Origin of the sequence: Levilactobacillus sp. HBUAS70063 (genome assembly GCF_038374745.1) — a bacterium.
Taxonomy (GTDB): Bacteria; Bacillota; Bacilli; order Lactobacillales; family Lactobacillaceae; genus Levilactobacillus.
The window spans coordinates 169,103-189,415 of record NZ_JBANSM010000004.1; the positions used below are offsets into that span (position 1 = coordinate 169,103).

Genomic DNA, 20,313 nt, shown 5'->3' on the forward strand with positions numbered 1-20,313 from the left:
TTGATTTCCACGAATATTTCTCGACTTTTGCCGGAGTTAAGGGATATAAGGGGGAATTGATGATGAAAATGAAATGGCAACATGGTGTGATGCTCAGCTTATTTGCGAGTGGCTTCTTGATGGGTAGTGGCGGGATGGTTGGGTTGGCGGCCGACGGTGGAAAAACGTATGCTCTCCACGTCAACTACATGATTTGCGCCAGAGACGAGGGACGCGCTGAGGTCGATCGGCTTTATAAGTCAGAAATCTTTCAAGTGAGGCCGGGGGATCAGATTCCAGGTAAACCAGAATTGGCGGCTTATTTGACGAGCATGAGAACGGGCACGGGCATGCAGGCCCCGGAAGAAACGGATCGGCCGATGGTATGGACCTACACGGGCGCCCGGAAGCTGGCGACGGTTAAACTCAGCTACGTTAACACCCAAACCAGGGTGGTAGTTGCCAGCCGCATTGTTAAGGGAACCGTCACGGTTGGCGGTAAATTAAATATTGTGGCACCGGTGGGGTATCGGCTGGAGAAACCGACCGATGTGGATCGACTCGTTCATAAGGTCAGTGAGGCGTGGCAGGTGGCCGTGACGCCTAAGTCTACCCAATCGGGAACCGACCAAGCGACTGCACCGGGCACCCCGCAGACGGATGCCGGGGAAAAGCCGAATGCCGGTGAGCACTCCACACCACCCGTGACGGCTAAACCCAGTCAACCGGTCCCACCAACTCAGGGGACGGGGGACCAGCCTAGTCAGCCGGAGAAGCCCGTTGTTCCCGATCAGCCGGGGCCAGTCCAGCCCGGTGGGACACCGACACGACCGGGTAATCCTTTACCAATCGCGCCGATACTGCCTGGTCAGCACCCATTGCCGACCGAACCGGTACCGGCCTTCCCGTTAACCCATCCCGAACTGGTCGTGCCGGTCGCACCCGATCCGACCGATGAATCTGACGAGACGGGTTCTCAATCTGTGGGGCCCTCATCCACGCTGAACCCAACCAGCAATCTCGATCACGTTTCAGAGCTCGCTGAACAGCCCGTGACGGCCATCGACGAGCCAACGCTATCAAGTACCCCTGCATCGGAGACTAAGCCGGCAAAAGCGTCACAGACGGCTCAGACGACCGATTCACAGCCATTGCGAGCAGGTGGTCGTCAGTGGCGGATTCAAAAGACCAAGCAACAGTCCAAATTACCGCAAACTAATGAACAAACCGCGAAGGCGAGTCTGTTAGGCTTGGTAGCGCTAGCAGGAATCGGTGGTTATCGTTTTTGGCGTTTTCGTGACTAATCTCCCCTAAAACTGTGATAGACTAGTTGCTGGACGATAAAAAACGGAGGAATCAGTCATGCAGAAGAAACAACCCATTCAACCAGATTTAACGCGACTTAAAGCCATTTACTTTGGGGCCCTCGTGGGGTTATTTGCGGGAATTGTGGTGAGTGTGTTTCGCCTGCTGATTGAACATATGCTGATTCTGGTTCAGGGAATCTACGGCTGGTTAGGCCAACACCCATGGTGGCTAATCCCGTGGGCCGCGCTCCTCGTGGGACTGGCCCTCGTGGTGGGCCGCTGGGTTAAGCAGACCCCCATGATTAAGGGGTCCGGGATTCCTCAGGTTGAAGGGCAGCTGGCCGGTGAGCTGGACTATGCCTGGTGGCCGGTTCTGTGGAAGAAATTTGTCAGCGGCGTTCTGGGCATCGGTTCCGGCCTGTTCCTGGGACGGGAAGGCCCGTCTATTCAATTGGGCGGGACCGTGGCCCAGGGCTTGGCGTATCGCTTGGGCTTTAAGGGGACCCAGCGGCGGCTGGTGATTGCCGGTGGTGCGGCGGCCGGACTGTCGGCGGCCTTCAATGCGCCCATCGCCTCGACACTATTCATTTTGGAAGAAGTCTACCATAGCTTTTCAACTCTAGTCTGGCTTACCGCTTTGACTAGCGCGGTCGTGGCCAACTTTGTTTCCAACGGCATCTTTGGCTTGACGCCCGTGTTACATATTAATTATCATCAGGCGTTGCCGCTGAAATACTACGGCCTATTGCTGATTCTCGGCATTGGTCTGGGACTGCTCGGCTACGTCTATCAATGGGTGACGTTGCGCGTGGGCGACTGGTATGCCCGCATCAAATGGTTGCCACGGCACCTCGATGGCGTGATTCCCTTCCTCGCAGTGATTCCCATTGGGTTGATGTGGCCTTTGACCTTGGGCGGCGGCAATCAGATGATTGTGACGTTTGCCAAGGAAACGCCACTGCTATTGCCACTAATTGGGTACTTTATTTTACGATTTGTCTTCTCAACCGTTAGTTACGGTTCCGGGCTACCCGGGGGGATTTTCCTGCCAATTCTGACGCTGGGCGCGTTGCTGGGGGCGATTGGCGCCCGGACGTTTGTCCTCCTCGGTTGGTTGCCATCAATGTTTGTGGCGAACTTCATTATTTACGCCATGGCCGGCTACTTTGCGGGGATTTCTAAGGCACCGTTCACGGCGATTCTGCTGATTACGGAAATGGTTGGAACGCTCCATCACCTGATGCCCTTGGCCGTGGTGGCCATCGTGGCCTACATCACGGTAGATATTCTCGGTGGGGCGCCCATCTACGAAGCCATGCTCCGGCAACTGGTTAAGCCGGCGGCGGCCAATCGCGATGGTGTCGCCGACCGGGTCGAATACACGGTCGGTGAGAATTCCGGCTTCGATACCCAACAGGTGCGTGACCTGACCTGGCCGGATGGGTCGCTATTGGTGGCCGTTCGGCGGGGCGAACGCGAGGTTATTCCCAACGGGGACACCATCCTCAAGTCGGGCGACACCCTAATTATTTTTACCTACCGGCACAACCGGGCGTATGTCCGCCAACAGCTGACGCGGCTGGATCATTCGCCGCATCGCTTATTGGATTAAGTGAGCACGGGACTGGTAAAACCGGCCCGACTATGATAAATTAGGAAGAGTATAGTTAGACCTATTAGACCTATTCGATAGGTAGGAGGCAAATTTGTGTATAATTTTTTAATGACTTGTATTTTAATTGTCAGTGTTTTGATCATTATTGCGGTAATGATGCAACCTGCTAAGACCAATGACGCGTTGTCTGCTTTATCCGGTGGTGCCGATGACTTATTCGCTAAGTCCAAGCCACGGGGGTTTGAAGCCTTCATGCAAAAGGTCACGGTCGTCTTGGGGGCAATCTTCTTTGGACTGGCACTGGCTTTAGTTTATCTATCTTCACACTAGAGATTGAGCCTCCTGTTCGTGTTCGTTACAGGGGGCTTTTTTACAGCTAGTGGGGCTGAGAACCAGCCCGAGGGGATCCTCGAATCGTGTGTCGGCACGAAGTTCACGATGACTATCTCAGCAATAGCGGAAAGTGGTGGTTTTACATGATTCGAAAACCAACCCAGCTCTTCTTTGAGCAGGGGCCTCACGCAGTTATTCTGCTGCACGCCTATTCGGGTAGTTCTAACGATATGCGCTTGCTGGCTCGCCGGCTAGAGAGCGAAAATTACACGGTGCTTGCCCCCATCTTCACGGGGCACGCCACGGGAGACCCGGCGGATATTCTCCGCGAGGGGTCGCCACGGAAATGGTGGCAGGACACGCGCGATGCGATTGCGTCGTTACGGCGGCGTGGGTATCAACAGATTGCCATCTTTGGCTTGTCCCTGGGCGGTTTGTTTGCAACGCGCGCGTTGCAGACGGACCCGCAGTTAGTGGGGGGCGGAACGATTGCGTCTCCTGTGGTCTTTCGCGGGCAGACCAACGTCCCAACGGCCTTTATCCAGATGGCTCGAGCCGCCTATCAGCAACAGGGATTAGACGGTCCGGAGATTGCTAATCGCATGGCCTGGATTCAGGAACATCTGCCCGCGCAGTTGACGGCGATTCAAGCCTTCACGGATACGACCGCGACTCACTTGGATCAGATTAAGCAGCCGGTCTTCATCGCCCAAGGGGATGCGGACCAGATGATTGATCCGCGTTCGGGTCAGTGGTTGGCCGCGGCCTATCGTAGTCAACAAACCGATTTTCACGAGTATGCTGGTGCCGGCCACGTCTTGACGGTCAACTCGGCACACCACGCCCTAGAGGCGGATATATTGACGTATTTACACACAATCTTTTAAAAATAACGAGGAATCGATAGTGCAAGATAATTTAAAGAGTGATTTAACAGCGTTCTTCCGAGCACACTCGGACCAGGACTACACAGTAGAAGATATTTCAGATGCCCTGCATTACCACGGCTCAGCGGCCTTTAAGCTGATCGTGCAAGAGCTGGCGCAACTGGAACGGGACGGCTTAGTTCAAGTGACTGAACGCGGCCATTTTCAGCTCGATCCAAGCCAACGGACATTGACCGGGATTTTCCACGGCAATGACAAGGGCTTTGGGTTCGTGGCTTACGACGAGAATAAGGTTGAACCGGATGCCTACATTGCACCCAACAATACGTTGCGGGCGCTGAACGGGGATACGGTTAAGATCGAAATCGTCCGGGCCGGCGATCCTAGGAGCGGCAAGGGTCCTGAAGGTAAGGTCACGGAAATTGTTGAACATCACTACGAACAAGTCGTTGGTGAGTTCATGCAGACGGACGATGACGCCGGTTACTTAGGCCAAGTTCGGTTGACCGACAAGAAGGTCATGAAGTACAAGTTCTACGTCACCAACGTGGGGTTGAATCCAACGCCGGGTGAAGTTGTGACGGCCGAGATTACGGAGTACCCGAACGAGGCGCATCCCGATGCCATGGTCGGAATTGCTAAGCAGGTCATCGGGAGTGTGGACGATCCGGGAATTGATATTCTCCAGATTGTTTACCAACACAACATTCCATCCGAATTCCCCGAAGAGGTCATGCAGGCCGCCGATGAGATTCCGGATCACGTGCTCCCCGAAGAAATGAAGGGCCGCGAAGACATTACGGACCAAGACCTGGTTACCATTGATGGCGAGTCATCCAAAGATTTGGATGACGCCGTCACGGTGTGGAAACTGGATAATGGGAACTACCATTTAGGGGTCCACATTGCCGATGTTTCCCACTACGTTCAAGAAGATTCTATTCTGGATAAGGAAGCCTACAAGCGCGGAACCAGTGTCTACTTGACCGATCGGGTTATTCCAATGTTGCCACGGCGCTTGTCCAACGGCATTTGCTCTCTAAACGAGGGCGAATTGCGGTTGTGCATGAGCTGTGACATGGAAATCGATCCCGATGGTCACGTGGTTAAGCATCGGATTCACCCGTCTGTCATGCGTTCTAAGGCGCGGATGACCTACACGGCCGTTAACCAAATCTTGGAAGCCCACGACCCAGTTACCATGGATCGCTACAAGGCACTCGTCCCAATGTTTGAACAAATGGGCGAATTGCACCGTATCTTGGTTAAGCAACGCAAGCGTCGCGGGGCCATTGACTTTGATGACCGTGAAGCCGAAATCATCGTGGATGACAAGGGTCACGCCATCGATGTTAAGCTGCGGACACGGGGCATGGCCGAACGGATGATTGAATCCTTCATGTTGGCCGCTAACGAAACGGTTGCGGAACACTACTTCCGCGCTAAGGTGCCGTTCCTTTACCGGGTCCACGAAACGCCAGATGGCGACCGCGTACGGAGCTTCTTCGAATTCTTGACGGCCTTCGGGATTAACGTTAAGGGTGATCCCAACCACTTGCGGCCAAAGATGTTGCAAGGCATCTTGAAGCAAGTCGCTGGTAAGCCGGAAGAGGCCATGGTTTCCGTGATGATGTTGCGGAGCTTGAAGCAAGCACGGTATGCCGATCAATCCCTGGGACACTTTGGGTTGGGCGCCGAGTTCTACACCCACTTCACGTCCCCAATTCGACGGTATCCTGATACGATGGTTCACCGGATGATTCATTACTATGAAGACCACGGGATTAACGATGCCAGCAAGGAAAAGTTTGCGCCCATCTTGGAAGAGATCGGGGTTCACACCTCCGAAGCCGAACGGCGGGCAATTGACGCCGAACGGGATACGAACGACATGAAGATGGCCGAATACATGGCCGATCACGTGGGCGAGGAATTCGATGCTGTGGTCAGCTCCGTCATGAAGTTTGGGATGTTCGTGGAACTGCCAAACACGATTGAAGGATTGATTCACATCAGTCGGATGCAGGATGACTACTACGAATACGTCGAAAAGTACCTGGCCTTAGTGGGTCGGAATACGCGGCGGACGTACAAGATTGGCCAGAAGATTCGGGTCAAGGTCATTCATGTTGACAAGGAACAAAGTGAAATTGATTTCGAACTGTTGAACCCAGAGGATGCCCCGGTCAGCGACCTGCTGCCGAAGAGAGAACACCGTTCACGCGGTGGCCGCAACGGCAACTTCCACGGGCGTAACAACAATCATAATAATAGTAACGGCAACCAGCACGGCGGTAACCGCAATGGCAATCACCGGAATGGTAACCAACGGTCGACCAACCAACACGGCAATGGCAACCATCGTAACAATGGCGGTCAACACCGGAATAATTCACAAGGTGGCCGACACTAAGCGAGGTGACAGCACTTGGCTAAGAAAAAGTCTAAGAAGACGCCGGACAACGTGCTCGCCCAGAACCGGAAGGCCCGTCACGATTACTTTGTGACGGAAACGGTTGAGGCGGGACTGGTATTGACCGGAACCGAGATTAAATCGATTCGGGAACGGCGCATTAATTTACAAGATGGCTTTGCCCAGGTTCGAAACAACGAAGCGTGGCTAATGAACGTTCACATTAACGAATACGTTCAAGGCAATCGTTTCAACCACGATCCGTTGCGGAACCGGAAGCTACTCCTGCATAAAAAACAGATTCACCGGCTCGGACTAGCGGCCCAGGATAAGGGGGTTACCCTGATTCCGCTCAAGGTCTACCTGAAGCATGGTTTTGCGAAGGTACTCATTGGGGTTGCCCACGGGAAACGTGAATTCGATAAACGAGAGACCATCAAGCGGCGGGAACAAGACCGGCAGATTGCCCGGGTCATGAAGCGCTACTAGGTGATTGAGCTGGCGAAACGAAGCCGTGCGAGCGACCGTTTTGTTAGCCGAAAAGGGTCCTGTAAATCTTAAATGATTTACAGGACTTTTTGTCTACCATGAAATTCATCAATTGATTGCAAACTAACAAATTATGCACGAATTATAGTGTGAATAAACATTATGCTTTTATAAGCAACTCAACCGCTGGCAAAGGGCGTATTCTAGGCCATGCCGGGTGATAAAAGACAAGAAAAAACACTCGATTTACTAACCGGACAGATAATCATAAAAGTAACAAAAAAGTCTAGAATTATGTTATTGGATGTGTTATCTTTTAATCATAATAATATTTATAGTAAACAAAAATTGATTGGGGCAATGCAAGTTGAGGGGGCAGATTAAAATGAACAAAAGAGTAAGCGCTTTACTACTAGGGACGGTGCTGGCTGTAGGATTGGGGACGGTCACCACGGGGGCTTCACCCGCACCACTGACGGCGCAGGCCGCGACGACCAGTGCGGTGAGTAGCCGGGCAGACAACATCGCCCAAGGCACCTATGGTACGGTCGATTGGTATTTGACGGCCAGTGGTGAACTTCACCTGGGTGCCGGGACGTTGGGCGAGGACAGTAGCTTAGGCGCATTGGTTGGTCGATTGGCTGCGCAGATTGCAGCGGCTCAGGGGGTCACGGATCTAACGACCACTCAGGTCCAGTCGGCAGCGGATCAGGTCACTAAGGTGGTACTCGATGGTCAAGTCGTTGCACCCGCCGATTCGACGGGACTGTTTGGCCAATTTCGGTACGTGACCGCGTATGAACATTTAGATCGATTGAATACCAGTCACGTAACCAAGATGGAGAGCATGTTTCGTGCGTCAAATTTAGATGGCGAGACCCCAGCGATTGACGTTTCTCACTTTGATACGAGTCACGTCACCAATATGGACTTTATGTTTTACGGTCAGAGATCGGTTGAAGAACTGGATGTATCGGGCTTCAATACGGATCAGCTCCAGACTATGATGAGCACCTTCTACGGCACGAAGGGGCTTAATCAGCTTAATTTTGCGCAGGGAACGTTTAAGAACCTCGCTGGGGCAAGCTTTGCGTTTGCGTCCAGTAACATTCAGATTATCAAGTTACCACGCTTTGCGCCGCCAGCAGCTTGGGGTGGTGGGTCCATGTTTAGCTACGCGTCAATCATCAATGAGCTGACGTTAGGACCAGACGCTCGCTTCGACAAGGTAGGTGGCGTCGGTTTAAATACGCCCCCGCAGGATATGCCCGATGATTTCACGGGACTCTGGCAGGCCGTGGGCAAGGGGACCGTGGGCAACCCGCTGGGCGATGAGTACGCGAAGGGTAAAGACATTACGGATCTGTACAACGGCATTACGAATCCAAGTACCGTGGAAACCTACGTTTGGCAGCCGGTCAACCGCGTGACTGAACCAACCACACCACCGATTACGCCACCGAGCGAGACGGCGCAACCCGTGACGGTCCAGTATTTGGATGAACAGGGCCACCGCTTGGCAGATGACGTGACGTTGACCGGGGCTTTAGGCGCTAGTTACAGCGCCGATCCGCTCACGTTTACTGGCTACAAGCTGACCAAGACGGAGGGGACGACCACGGGCGTCTTTACCAGTCAAGCCCAGACGGTGACGTTCCACTACGCACCGAGCCTGGTTTCCGGCGGGGATGCCGCGACGGTTGCGCCAATCAACGCCGTGGTCTATGCCACGAAGAAGATTGGGTTGTATCGAACCAAGAACTTCTCCAACCAATCGCGTATTCAGTGGTATGCCAAGACAAAACGGACCGATCGACCGATGTTTGTGGTGACGGGATTTGCGACCTCTAAGAACGGGAATCTCCGCTACAAGGTTCGAGACGTTAACCATCAGTCGAAAACGGCTGGCAAGACCGGGTACATCACCGCGAAGAAGAGCTACGTTATCTCGGTTTACTACGCAACCAAGCAGCCACGGATTAAGGTCATCAATGCGCGCGGCATCAACGCCTATAGTCAGAAATCATTGAAGACCGTTCGCCACCATTACCGTAAGGGACAGACACTCAAAATCCGAAAGATTGTGCAATATCATAAGACCACGCGCTTCCAGCTTACCAACGGGCAGTACGTGACCGCTAACAAGAAATTAGTCCTAGCAGAATAGGCATCAAGGGGCTTCGGAATCCCGTTCCGAAGCCTTTTTGCTGTCAAATTTCGAAAAATGCGTGGGCCGGTCTTAATCTTTGCGGCGGGTTGGCGGAAAGGATTGTCCTACGATAGACGAGATGAGGCCCGTCGATGGTAAAAAAAGTTAGGGTTTGCACAATAACGCGAAGCGCGCTGGGTAGTCGGTCGGTGAGACCAGCATTACCCGGGATTAAAGCTGGAACGGAATAGGCGAGACGTGAACCTATTTCACAAGTCAAAACTTACGAGTGATAATCGTTTGGTAAGTTGACGAACCGTGTTATCATGTGATTGGTAAGATTGGTTAAAACATTAAACGATTCACCAGACACTTATGGAAACTTTCCACTTCCCACCAACGAGAGAGGAGGAGCAACCATGAAGAAGGTCCGGGTCTTGTTAGCGCTTGTCTTAGGCTTGAGTGTGTTTCAACCAGTGGTTACGGTGAGGACTCCCACATTGACGCCGACCGCACAGGCCGCCGTTGTCCGGGCCGTACCCACCAGTGGACGTTACGGTGATGTTGACTGGAACTTAACCGCAGAGGGCACGCTTCACTTAGGTGCCGGCAGATTAGGAGAACCGGAAAATTTAGTGGCCAATGCTGGGCAATTGTCAACGCAAATTGTGTTGGCACAGGGCGGTGTCCCTAGTCTGAGCACCACACAGGCTGCGGCCGATCAGGTCACGCGCGTCATTTTAGATGGGACCGTGGTGGCTCCTCGAAACGCGACGGGGCTGTTTCGGCAGTTACGCAACGTGACCGCTTATCAGAATTTAACGCGACTTGAGACGTCCCAGACGACCACGATGAGCGGCATGTTTATGGTCAATGATTTTGATGCGCAGATCACAACGCTAGACGTCAGCCATTTCGATACCGCCCAAGTGACCGACATGAACTTCATGTTTTATGGCTTGCCGGCGTTACAACAGCTGGACTTACGGCGGTTCGACACGTCGCAGGTGATAAACATGATGTCGATGTTTAATGGAACGGCGGCGCTACAGGCGGTCGACTTCGCTAACGGGACATTTGCCCGGTTGCGGAGTGGCATGTATGCCTTCTCCGGCTCCGGGGTCACGCGCGTGGCCTTGCCTAAGTTTGCGCCGGGAAATGATTTTTACGGGAGCGCCTTGTTTTATAGGGCGAAGAGCCTAGAACAGTTAACGCTAGGTCCGCAGTCCCGCTTCAGGAGCGCCACCAATTTAAATACGCCGGTTGCCGATGACCGGTATACCGGAGACTGGCAGGCGGTGGGCACCGGGACGGTCCAGAATCCGCTGGGTGAGCGGTTCGCGAGTGGGGCCGACCTCATCAGCCTGTACGATGGTGCTGACCGACCTAGTGCGGTTGAAACCTACGTCTGGGAACCGGTCGACCGGGTCGTTGTGCCACCAATTGTGCCGCCGGTCGAAGTCGCGGCGCCCGTCACGGTTCAGTATCGAGACGAGCAGGGCCAGCCGTTAGCCGCCGATCGGATTCTGACGGGCCAGCTAGGGGAATCATATACCGTCGAACGGCTGGACTTTGCCGGCTACCACCTCACCAAGACGGTGGGGGCCGTGACCGGAACCTTTTCACCGACGGCCCAGACCGTGACCTTTCACTATGCGCCGGACGTGGTGACCGGTGGGGATGGCGATCACGTCGCGCCAATCAATGCCGTGGTCTATGCCACGAAGAAGATCGGCCTGTACCGTACCAAGAACTTTTCCGATCAGTCGCGTCGGTTCTATTATGCCAAACGAACGCGGACCCAACGGCCGATGTTCGTGGTGACCGGCTACGCGACCTCGAAGAATGGGCATCGGCGGTACCGGGTCAGAGACGTCAACCATCAGAGTAAGACGGCCGGTCAGACGGGCTACGTGACGGCGAAATCGGCGTACGTCACGAACGTTTATTACGCCAAACGGCCGGCCAGAGTCAAGGTGATTAATCGCCAAGGGGTTAACGGCTATCGACGGGCGGCCTTGACGGGCAAGGTTCGTCATTACCGGAAGGGTCAGGTTCTGAAGGTAAAGAAGCTGGTGACCTATCGCAAGACGACCCGATTGATCTTGACGAACGGCCAGTATGTAACGGCCAATAAGAAATTAGTAATCGCAGAATAGACCAAGAAATTTAGCGTAAACGAAACGGCCAGGATTTTACACTGGCCGTTTTTTGTTTTCTGTTTAATTTTTACCCGCGTCCCGTGGCGTCTTGGCCCGGTCGATGATGGGCGCGACGCCGTTGGAAGGTAGCGCGTGCGGGGCCCACGCCGAACGGACGGGGAGCGCCGACCCTTGAGACTTCTTGCCCCAGCGATCGAGGATCGAAGCGAGGCAGATGACCAGCGCTTCGTGATCGGGCTGATCGACGGTCAAGGCGATGGTTCCACCGCCGGACTGACTGACCCGGTCAATACTGGCAATGCTTTCGCGGCCGTGGGTGATGCTGAAGTGACCACTGGTGATGTTGCCCATGATCACCCAGTTTAAGCCGCGGACGAAGAGCACCTCACGAATGACGCCGAAGGTCTTGCTGACGCGGCCCACGGTTTGCCGATGATAGATGAGCCGGAACTTCGGTAATAAGCCCAACGATTCTTGCTTGACCTCGGCCTCAAGGGCGCCGTCAATGGTGTAGACGGAGAGCACATCGGATCGTAACCCCCATTTCCCCACCAGGAGGTAGCGCGAGGTGTTATCGGCATCCCGAATCACTGTGGTTGCTTTGGCCGATAGGGCGGCCTGATTAAGATACAACTTACGCATGGGAACCTCCTTTGAAAAAAGTGTGACAGCTCGATTAAGTTCATTTTAACATGTTTTGCGGGTCACGTTCGACAATATCATTTGCGGCTGGGTTATGATAGAATAAAAGCGTGAGGTGTTGGGAATGAAACCGTTTATTCATAATGATTGGTGGCCGGTGCTGGAACCGGAATTTGAACAGCCGTATTATCAACAATTACGGCAGTTCTTAGTCTCCGAGTATCAGCACTATCAGATTTTTCCGGATATGTACCATATTTTTACGGCGTTCGAGTGGACCCCGTTCAGTCAGGTCAAAGTGGTTATCCTGGGGCAAGACCCGTACCACAATCCTGGCCAGGCGCACGGTTGTAGTTTCTCGGTCCTGCCGGGGACGCCACTGCCGCCGTCATTACAGAATATTTATAAGGAGTTGCAAGACGACTTGGGCATCAAGCCGGTCAATCACGGCTACCTGGAGAAATGGGCCAAACAGGGCGTGTTGCTCTTGAACTCGGTGTTGACCGTGCGGTATGGCAAGGCCTTTTCTCATCAGGGTCACGGCTGGGAACGCCTGACCGATGCGGCAATTTCTAAATTGTCGGAGCGGCCGGAACCCGTCGTCTTCATCCTGTGGGGCAGTGCGGCGCGGTCCAAAATTAAGTTGATCGATACCAAGACCAACATCGTCTTGCAGTCGCCCCACCCCAGCCCATTGTCGGCTTATCGGGGATTCTTCGGCTCCAAGCCGTTTTCCAAGACCAACATCGCATTGACATCATTGGGTGAAACGCCCATCGATTGGCAGTTACCCGAACACGTGACGGCTGACGATGGACCCACCGCAACTAACCAACAAGCATAGGCACAGAATTGATTCGTGGGATATTTTATGGAGGTCATCATCTATGGAACTTTTTGATAGTCTTAAACAAAAGATCAACGGACAACATAAAACCATTGTATTTCCGGAAGGCGCCGACGTTCGGGTCCTGGGCGCGGCCAGTCGTTTAGCCGCCGATGGGCTGATTGAGGCCGTGGTTCTGGGCAGTCAAAGTGAGATTCAAGACACGGCCGTGAACAATGCGATCGACCTGAACCCCCTGACCATCTTAGACCCAGCGGCGATTCCAGCCGATCAACACAAGGCCATGTTAGACGCGCTGGTTGAACGGCGCAAGGGGAAGAATACGCCGGAACAAGCTGCTAAGATGCTGGAAGATCCCAACTACATCGGGACCATGATGGTTTACATGGGCCAGGCCGATGGGATGGTCTCTGGAGCCATTCACGCGACTGGCGATACGGTGCGGCCAGCCTTACAAATCATCAAGACCAAGCCCGGGGTTCGGCGGATCAGTGGGGCCTTCATCATGCAAAAGGGTGATGAACGCTACGTCTTTGCCGACTGTGCGATTAACATTGAATTAGACGCTGCCGGCATGGCCGAAGTGGCCGTTGAGAGTGCCCACACCGCCAAGGTCTTTGACATCGACCCTAAGGTGGCCCTGTTAAGCTTCTCCACCAAAGGTTCTGCCAAGGGTGACATGGTGACAAAGGTCCAAGAAGCCACGAAGATTGCCCACGAAACGGCCCCCGATTTGGCCGTGGACGGGGAACTTCAATTCGACGCGTCCTTCGTGCCAAGCGTGGCGGCCCAAAAGGCACCCGATTCCAAGGTGGCCGGTCACGCCAACGTCTTCGTCTTCCCAGAATTACAGTCCGGGAACATTGGATACAAGATTGCCCAACGCTTCGGTGGCTTCGAAGCCATTGGCCCAATTCTGCAAGGCCTGAACAAGCCCGTTTCCGACTTGTCACGGGGCTGCAACGAAGAGGATGTCTACAAGGTGGCCATTATTACGGCGGCGCAATCCTTGGATTAATTAAGTGCTTTAACGAATAAATATTTAAAACAAGAACTATTAAGTACCCGGATTGCTATTTTTTAGCAGTCCGGGTATTATTTGTAATGGCGAGTTTTCATCGCGATTACAATGTTTCTTAATTTAAGAACAAAAGGGGAAAGCAAAATGTATGAAGTAACGGTCACAAGTCCTGAAGCGACAATGGCACTCGGCCAACGGTTAGCCCCGAATCTTCAACCACGGGATGTTATTTTACTCGATGGCGATTTAGGGGCGGGGAAGACGACCTTTACCAAGGGCTTGGCGCTCGGCCTGGGGATTACCCGTAACGTGAAGAGTCCGACCTTTACGATTATTCGGGAATATCAGGGTGGCCGCATCCCGTTGTACCACATGGACGTTTACCGTCTCGAGGAAGGCGGCGGGGATGAGCTCGGCCTGGATGAATATTTCAATGGCGACGGCGTCAACGTGGTGGAATGGTCCAAGTTCATTGCCGATGAGTTACCGGAAAATTATCTGCGCATCGTCTTTAAGCGTGACGATGATGCCGGCGAGAATCAACGGACGTTGCGGTTCGAACCGCGTGGGACGCATTTTGAAAAATTAGTTCAGCAACTGGAGGACGCCACCCATGAGTGATGAAGTAGCCATTCGCCTGCCGAATGCGGCTGATGCCAAAGCTTTACTGGCACTGTTAGAACGTTTGCAACAAGAGAGTGATACTTTTAGCCTGGCGGACGCCGATGATCCCATCAGTGCCGCTCAAGAGGCGGATCAATTGGAACAAATTAAGGCGAGTCCGAAGCACTTGTTGCTGGTGGCTAGCCTCGGTGACCAACTCCTAGGCGTGCTGTCGATCTCACCGACACCGCAAGGCAACGTGGGCGAGCTGGGAATCGCTGTCGAAAAGAAATACTGGCACCTCGGCATCGGCACGGCGCTGGTGGATGAGGCCCTATACTGGGCGAATACGGCCAGTCAGCTGCAGGCGGTGGGATTAATTGTCCAGACGCGTAATGTGCCAGCCATGAAGCTCTACCAGAAGATGGGCTTCGTCCGAACGTCGACGCCACCCGAGCTGGTGACGGACGATGACGGCGAGCACGTCACGGCGGTGGAAATGGTCTATCCTTTAAAATAGCGCAAACAAAACCGGTAGAGACGGCGTACAGTCTCTGCCGGTTTTTGGTTGTCTTTGAGGATCAAGCGTCAGACTCGGTTTAACGTGGAAGCTGGCCGCCTACCGTTCGCCCCAGATGAGCTGGAACGCGGTGGGCGGACGTTTCGAGCCAAAGCGCGGTCTCGCAACTCGCTTTGAGCCGAAAATGAACGTCTCAAAGACGCCATTCCCTAACCGGCGAGAACCAGCCGCTAAGGGAATCCCACGGCTGAGCTCATCTGGGGCTTCGCTCTCGGCTACGTGTGATGCGGTCAGCCATGACTGGTTCCAATCATCGGCAGATACGCCGTATGGGAACGCCATGTCTGCTGTAACCGTCACCGTGTCGGAAGAGGTCAGGAGTGGAGCCAGCCGTGTCGATGGTGTTGGCTGAGGTTTTGTCTCAGCCTACAGCATGGGGCGACTCGGAAGACTTGCGTTCTTGGCAAGGCTTCTGAGCGAGGTGGAAGCCCGTTCCTTGGCTGGAACCGTCCCCCACAGCAGGCGGAACTCCTGACAGCCGCAGACGCCTGACTTAGCTGATCTTGAACAGCTCATAAGGTGCGAGCGGAAGGCGGACAGCACGTCACAGTCCACTGGTCGTTACGCGTTGACCGTGACGAAGTTCTTGAGCGGCTGGGTGCCGAAGTGGTTGGCCTCGTACAGAAGAATATTCGCGCAGGCCAAGCTATCGTCCAACGCGTTGTGATGGTGGTGGAGGTCAATCCCCAGCTCATCGCAAACCGTGTTTAGTTTATGATTGGGAAATTCCGGGAAAAACTTCCGGCTGGTCTTGACCGTATCGAGCGTCAAGTAGCGGGCCGTGGGTAAATTGTAGTGTTCCAGCGTGCTACGCAACACCCCGTTATCGAAGGGGGCGTTGTGGGCAATGACGAGCCGATCGCGCTGGAAGAATGGGGCGACGTGCTCCCAGACCTCCGGAAAGGCCGGGGCGTTGGCGACGTCGCGTTCGTGAATCCCATGAATTTGAACATTCCGCCAAAAGAAATCGGTATCTGGCTTGATTAGTGAGTAGAATTCATCGACCACCTGGCTGTTGCGCACGATGGTTAACGCCAAGGAGCAGGCGCTGTATCGTTTACCACTCGCCGTTTCAAAGTCCATAGCAACGAAATTCAAAAGGTCATCTTCCCTTCAAAGTAATTTAGACGGTTAAGCCGTCAATGTCGAGTTCGACCGGACAGTGGTCGGACCCCATGACTTGGTCTAGTATTTTAGCGTCTTTTAACTGGTCTTGCAAGCGTTGGCTGGTGATGAAGTAGTCGATGCGCCAGCCGGCGTTGTTGTCGCGGGCGTGGAACCGATAGCTCCACCAGGAGTACCGGCCAGTGGCGTCCGGATTGAAGTACCGGAACGTATCGGTATACCCGGCGGCGAGGAGGGCCGTGAACTTCTCCCGTTCATCATCGGTGAAGCCGGCGTTCTTATGATTGGTCTTCGGATTCTTCAGGTCAATCTCCGTGTGGGCAACGTTGAGGTCACCACAGAAGATGACGGGTTTCTTGGCGTTTAGTTGCTGGACGAATGCTAGGAAGGCCGTCTCCCAGCCCATCCGAAAGTCCAGGCGCTTGAGGCCGCTTCCGGAGTTCGGCGTGTAGCAGGTCAGAATATAGAAGTCGGGGTATTCCAGCGTAATCGTCCGGCCCTCGTGGTCAAAGTCCGGTGCGTCAATCCCGTAGATGACGTTGAGTGGCTTGTGCTTGGTAAATAACGCTGTCCCCGAATAACCCTTGCGTTCGGCGTAGTTCCAATATTGATAGTATCCGGGCAGGTCCAAGTCGATCTGACCGGCCTGTAGCTTGGTTTCCTGAATGCCAAAGAAGTCGGCATCTAGGTCCGTAAATGTCTCGACAAAACCCTTTTTCACGATGGCCCGTAAGCCATTGACGTTCCACGAAATAAATTTCATGATGGCACCTCCAACTGATACCTTCCAGTATACCAGAAGTTAACGGTCAAGCGGGGGTGTGCGCTCGTCGCAAAGTATCGCCGACCGTGAGAGATAGGGACGGGATGTTAATGGTATTTGTGCCAGGCTAGGGCTAGAATGAGAGGAGAATTTGGCAAAATCAGCATTTTTGACGAGAATCAACGCCCCTAACGTGCGGTGATTGGGGGTTCCATGGTAAAATAGGTCTATGACTGTTGCGCGTTGCGGCCGGTAGCGGTTGAGACGGCGCAAACTTTTGGAGAAACGAAGGGAACTTACACATGATGGAAGAGATTACAGCGGCATTTCCAGCGATCGAGATTTTGCGGAATGAGCCTTTGGCGCACTACACGCATACACTGACGGGGGGACCGGCGGATTATCTGGCCTTTCCCACAAACGTGCAGGAGACGAAATCTCTGTTAGCTTATGCCAATCAGGAAAAGCTACCCGTCACGGTGGTCGGTAATGCCAGCAACCTCATTGTTCGCGATGGGGGCATTCGGGGCCTGGTTATGATTTTAACGAAAATGAAGACGATTACGACCACCGGCAATACGGTAACCGCCGAAGCCGGTGCCGCGATGATTAAGACGACGCAGGTGGCTCAAGCCCATGCCCTGAGTGGCGTTGAATTCGCCGCGGGCATTCCCGGCAGTGTCGGGGGGGCGGTCTTCATGAACGCCGGCGCCTATGGTGGTGAGATCAGCGAGGTCGTCACCTCCGCGGAAGTGTTGACGCCTACCGGTGAAATTCGGACGTTATCCGCTGCCGAGCTCGACTTCGGCTACCGGCACAGCTCCGTTCAGGATTATCACGATATTATTCTGTCGGCGACCTTTACGCTTAAGGCCGGGGATGGCGTGGCCATTCAGGCGAAGATGGATGATTTGAACGCCCGGCGTGCCGCCAAACAGCCGCTGGACTTGCCATCCTGTGGGAGTGTCTTCAAGCGGCCCACCGGTCACTACACCGGCCAATTGATTCAGGAAGCTGGACTCCAAGGCTTTCAACTCGGGGGCGCGCAGGTCTCGATGAAGCACGCTGGCTTTATCGTCAACGTCGACCACGCCACCGCCACGGACTATTTAAACGTGATTCACCACGTTCAGGCGGTCATCTGGCGTGAAAACCAAGTTCATTTGGAAACCGAAGTTCGGATTATTGGCGAAGAGCCAACTCAAGACTAAGAGAAGAAGGGGGAACCCTATGTGCCTATAGTTGAAGCAGTGATTCTGTTAATTGTCCTGGTCCTATTTTCCAATATTATCAGTCACTACCTCACGTTTATTCCGGTTAGTTTGATTCAGATTGCGTTAGGCTTAGTGGTCGCGCTGGTGTGGCAGTTCGAAGTGCCACTGGAGACTGACTGGTTTTTACTGTTATTTATCGCCCCATTACTGTATAACGATGGTCGCCGCTTCCCCAAGCGTGAGCTGTGGCGGTTGCGGGGGCCCATCTTTGGAAATGCCATCTGGCTGGTCTTTTTGACCACGCTGTTGGGGGGCTTTCTGATTTACGAATTGATTCCTAAGATGCCGCTGACCGTGGCCTTTGCCCTGGCGGCGATCCTGTCGCCAACCGATCCGGTGGCGGTGCAGTCGATTTCTAAACAAGTTAAATTACCGGCCAGCCTGATGCATCTGGTCAGTGGCGAGAGCTTGATCAACGATGCCAGTGGCCTGATTGCCTTTAAATACGCCATCGCGGCAACCGTGACCGGAGCTTTCTCGGTCGGAACCGCGGTCGGAGATTTCATTTATATTAGTATCGTGGGCTTTCTGTCCGGGTTAATCTTCATGACGGCCATCCAACTGTTAATGGATATTTTACGCCGGCAGGGGATTGACGATGTGATTTTTAACACGGTGTTGCAGATTGCCACGCCGTTTGTGATTTACTTAGTAACCGAAGAGATTACCCATGCGTCCGGCGTGATTGCCGTGGTGACGGCCGGGGTCCTGTTCCACGCCCGGGAGAGTCGGATCGTGGAGGATTCACCGGAATTAAAATTGGTGACCGAAAAAGTTTGGGATATTATTATCTATTCATTAAACGGAATTGTCTTTGTGATTCTGGGAATCGAGTTGCCGGTGGCCACCTCGCAAGTCATCAAGGGCGGCCAGTTCAACACCTGGCAAGCCTTGTTCTTTGCCTTCATGGCGTGGGTGGTCCTAGTCGGCATTCGGACGTTATGGACGTACGGGTACATCCTGTTCCAGCGGATAACCCACAATCGTAGCGGCGAACAGCCTAGCTTTCGGACGGCCATTTTGTCCGGTCTGTCCGGGGTCCGGGGCGCCGTGACCATGGCCGGGGTGCTGTCCGTGCCCACGGTAATTGCCAGTGGCGCGAGCTTTCCGGCCCGAGCACTGATGCTGTTCGTGGCCTCCGGGGTCATTATCATTAGTCTGGTGGCAGCGACCATCATGTTGCCGTTGATTTCCACGGATAAGCAGCCCTTGCAGACGCGAGCCAGTGCCAGCGATGACATTGCCAACGACTTGAATCTTGACGATGAAGAGGATGAAGAGTTCCCCGAGGAACCCGTTCGGCAGATTAGTGAAGAGGAGGCCCGAGCCTACATCATGCGCCTGGCCATTTCCAAGATTGAGGAGCTGCGACGGCCCAACAATCAGCGGGCAGCGTACGATTTAATCTTGGATTATCAGTTCATTATTCGCCGATTGGAAATGAGTTACCGGGCGGATACGGTCATGCAAAAGGTCTTGGATGACGAATTGAAGCTGCGGCAGGTCGCGATTGATGGCGAACGCGCCACGCTGAAGGAACTGCGGCAGGGCGAAAAGATTACCCAGACCAGTTACGTGGGAGCGTTGCGCCGAATTGAAAATCTTGAAGGCCGGTTGACCCAGTTCTCCGGGCGCACCGTGCCGGGGGTCATGAATTATTGGCGCCGGTTCTTCAAACACTTATGGCGGGACGCGGCCTACTGGTTGCACTCCGAAGATACCGACCGGTTACACGCGGAAAATAATTTGATTGAACGCGAGACGGCCAAGGCGGCAATTAAGGCGCTATCGGAATATCTGGCCCGCACGGATATTGACGAAACTCAGTTTGATAATCAAGCCGTCTATCACTTGCTGGTTCAGTACCGTAATCGGATTGAACGGGCCAAAGCAGCCACGGCCCCGCACAAAAACGATGATTATCAACATCAGATTAATAAGCTGCGGGTCCGGGCATTGGGAGCCGAGCGAACCGGGATTCAGTCGTTGCTGGAAGCCGGTAACATTACCTGGACCAAGGCGACCCACCTCCGGCAATACGTCAACTACGCGGAAAACGTGTTGGTCATGTCGTTGAGCGATGAGGACGCGGATTAGTTGCCTTTAAATTTGAATAACTAAAGG

General features: G+C 53.8%; 17 protein-coding genes. 14 read left to right on the top strand and 3 right to left on the bottom strand.

What is annotated here, in order from left to right; genetic code table 11:
* Positions 1-62: 62 nt before the first annotated feature.
* From V8I28_RS07640 to V8I28_RS07675, 8 genes are all read left to right on the top strand, one after another.
* Entirely contained in the window at positions 63-1,283 is a 1,221-nt protein-coding gene (locus V8I28_RS07640; protein ID WP_341779528.1) for an LPXTG cell wall anchor domain-containing protein, read from the top strand.
* 58 nt (positions 1,284-1,341) lie between these two features.
* Entirely contained in the window at positions 1,342-2,898 is a 1,557-nt protein-coding gene (locus V8I28_RS07645; protein ID WP_341779529.1) for a ClC family H(+)/Cl(-) exchange transporter, read from the top strand.
* Positions 2,899-2,994: 96 nt separating this feature from the next.
* Entirely contained in the window at positions 2,995-3,231 is a 237-nt protein-coding gene (secG, locus tag V8I28_RS07650; protein ID WP_168849226.1) for a preprotein translocase subunit SecG, read from the top strand.
* A 146-nt stretch (positions 3,232-3,377) separates the two neighbouring features.
* On the top strand, positions 3,378-4,121 hold the full coding sequence (locus V8I28_RS07655; protein WP_341779530.1) for an alpha/beta hydrolase: 744 nt from the start codon (positions 3,378-3,380) through the stop codon (positions 4,119-4,121).
* 19 nt (positions 4,122-4,140) lie between these two features.
* Positions 4,141-6,534 (top strand): ribonuclease R, encoded by a 2,394-nt coding sequence (rnr, locus tag V8I28_RS07660; RefSeq protein WP_341779531.1) that lies wholly within the window; start codon positions 4,141-4,143, stop codon positions 6,532-6,534.
* 15 nt (positions 6,535-6,549) lie between these two features.
* A complete protein-coding gene (gene smpB / locus V8I28_RS07665; protein ID WP_341779532.1) occupies positions 6,550-7,023 on the top strand; it encodes an SsrA-binding protein SmpB in 474 nt (157 codons plus the stop codon).
* A gap of 385 nt (positions 7,024-7,408) precedes the next feature.
* Positions 7,409-9,190, top strand: a complete 1,782-nt coding sequence (locus V8I28_RS07670) for a DUF5776 domain-containing protein (protein WP_341779533.1) — start codon at positions 7,409-7,411, stop codon at positions 9,188-9,190.
* Between the two features lie 401 nt (positions 9,191-9,591).
* On the top strand, positions 9,592-11,331 hold the full coding sequence (locus V8I28_RS07675) for a DUF5776 domain-containing protein (RefSeq protein WP_341779534.1): 1,740 nt from the start codon (positions 9,592-9,594) through the stop codon (positions 11,329-11,331).
* 63 nt (positions 11,332-11,394) lie between these two features.
* Here the strand turns inward: V8I28_RS07675 and V8I28_RS07680 are convergent, their stop codons facing one another.
* Positions 11,395-11,976, bottom strand: a complete 582-nt coding sequence (locus V8I28_RS07680) for an LURP-one-related/scramblase family protein (protein ID WP_341779535.1) — start codon at positions 11,974-11,976, stop codon at positions 11,395-11,397.
* Between the two features lie 124 nt (positions 11,977-12,100).
* Between V8I28_RS07680 and V8I28_RS07685 the strand changes: the two genes are divergently transcribed.
* From V8I28_RS07685 to V8I28_RS07700, 4 genes are all read left to right on the top strand, one after another.
* A complete protein-coding gene (locus tag V8I28_RS07685; RefSeq protein ID WP_341779536.1) occupies positions 12,101-12,820 on the top strand; it encodes a uracil-DNA glycosylase in 720 nt (239 codons plus the stop codon).
* Positions 12,821-12,863: 43 nt separating this feature from the next.
* Positions 12,864-13,841: a phosphate acetyltransferase gene (pta, locus tag V8I28_RS07690; protein ID WP_341779537.1), complete on the top strand. Its 978-nt coding sequence runs from the start codon at positions 12,864-12,866 to the stop codon at positions 13,839-13,841.
* A 147-nt stretch (positions 13,842-13,988) separates the two neighbouring features.
* On the top strand, positions 13,989-14,465 hold the full coding sequence (gene tsaE / locus V8I28_RS07695) for a tRNA (adenosine(37)-N6)-threonylcarbamoyltransferase complex ATPase subunit type 1 TsaE (RefSeq protein WP_341779538.1): 477 nt from the start codon (positions 13,989-13,991) through the stop codon (positions 14,463-14,465).
* Positions 14,458-14,967: a GNAT family N-acetyltransferase gene (locus V8I28_RS07700; protein ID WP_341779539.1), complete on the top strand. Its 510-nt coding sequence runs from the start codon at positions 14,458-14,460 to the stop codon at positions 14,965-14,967. Before tsaE ends, V8I28_RS07700 begins: the two co-directional genes overlap by 8 nt.
* Positions 14,968-15,588: 621 nt before the next feature.
* Here V8I28_RS07700 and V8I28_RS07705 read toward each other — a convergent pair.
* Positions 15,589-16,125 carry a 3'-5' exonuclease gene (locus tag V8I28_RS07705; protein ID WP_057733132.1) on the bottom strand — a complete coding sequence of 179 codons (537 nt, stop codon included), beginning with the start codon at positions 16,123-16,125 and terminating at the stop codon, positions 15,589-15,591.
* Positions 16,126-16,150: 25 nt separating this feature from the next.
* On the bottom strand, positions 16,151-16,915 hold the full coding sequence (locus V8I28_RS07710; protein WP_341779540.1) for an exodeoxyribonuclease III: 765 nt from the start codon (positions 16,913-16,915) through the stop codon (positions 16,151-16,153).
* Positions 16,916-17,217: 302 nt separating this feature from the next.
* Here V8I28_RS07710 and murB point away from each other — a divergent pair, with 302 nt between their 5' ends.
* Positions 17,218-18,126, top strand: a complete 909-nt coding sequence (murB, locus tag V8I28_RS07715) for a UDP-N-acetylmuramate dehydrogenase (RefSeq protein ID WP_341779541.1) — start codon at positions 17,218-17,220, stop codon at positions 18,124-18,126.
* Positions 18,127-18,147: 21 nt separating this feature from the next.
* Positions 18,148-20,286, top strand: a complete 2,139-nt coding sequence (locus tag V8I28_RS07720) for a cation:proton antiporter (RefSeq protein WP_341779542.1) — start codon at positions 18,148-18,150, stop codon at positions 20,284-20,286.
* Positions 20,287-20,313: the final 27 nt, after the last annotated feature.

Excerpts from the sequence above, each read along its gene's own strand:
- V8I28_RS07640 (WP_341779528.1), top strand. The coding sequence starts at position 63 with ATGAAAATGAAATGGCAACATGGTGTGATGCTCAGCTTATTTGCGAGT.
- V8I28_RS07645 (WP_341779529.1), top strand. The coding sequence starts at position 1,342 with ATGCAGAAGAAACAACCCATTCAACCAGATTTAACGCGACTTAAAGCC.
- V8I28_RS07655 (WP_341779530.1), top strand. The coding sequence starts at position 3,378 with ATGATTCGAAAACCAACCCAGCTCTTCTTTGAGCAGGGGCCTCACGCA.
- V8I28_RS07670 (WP_341779533.1), top strand. The coding sequence starts at position 7,409 with ATGAACAAAAGAGTAAGCGCTTTACTACTAGGGACGGTGCTGGCTGTA.
- V8I28_RS07675 (WP_341779534.1), top strand. The coding sequence starts at position 9,592 with ATGAAGAAGGTCCGGGTCTTGTTAGCGCTTGTCTTAGGCTTGAGTGTG.
- V8I28_RS07680 (WP_341779535.1), bottom strand. The coding sequence starts at position 11,976 with ATGCGTAAGTTGTATCTTAATCAGGCCGCCCTATCGGCCAAAGCAACC.
- V8I28_RS07685 (WP_341779536.1), top strand. The coding sequence starts at position 12,101 with ATGAAACCGTTTATTCATAATGATTGGTGGCCGGTGCTGGAACCGGAA.
- pta (WP_341779537.1), top strand. The coding sequence starts at position 12,864 with ATGGAACTTTTTGATAGTCTTAAACAAAAGATCAACGGACAACATAAA.
- tsaE (WP_341779538.1), top strand. The coding sequence starts at position 13,989 with ATGTATGAAGTAACGGTCACAAGTCCTGAAGCGACAATGGCACTCGGC.
- V8I28_RS07700 (WP_341779539.1), top strand. The coding sequence starts at position 14,458 with ATGAGTGATGAAGTAGCCATTCGCCTGCCGAATGCGGCTGATGCCAAA.
- V8I28_RS07710 (WP_341779540.1), bottom strand. The coding sequence starts at position 16,915 with ATGAAATTTATTTCGTGGAACGTCAATGGCTTACGGGCCATCGTGAAA.
- murB (WP_341779541.1), top strand. The coding sequence starts at position 17,218 with ATGATGGAAGAGATTACAGCGGCATTTCCAGCGATCGAGATTTTGCGG.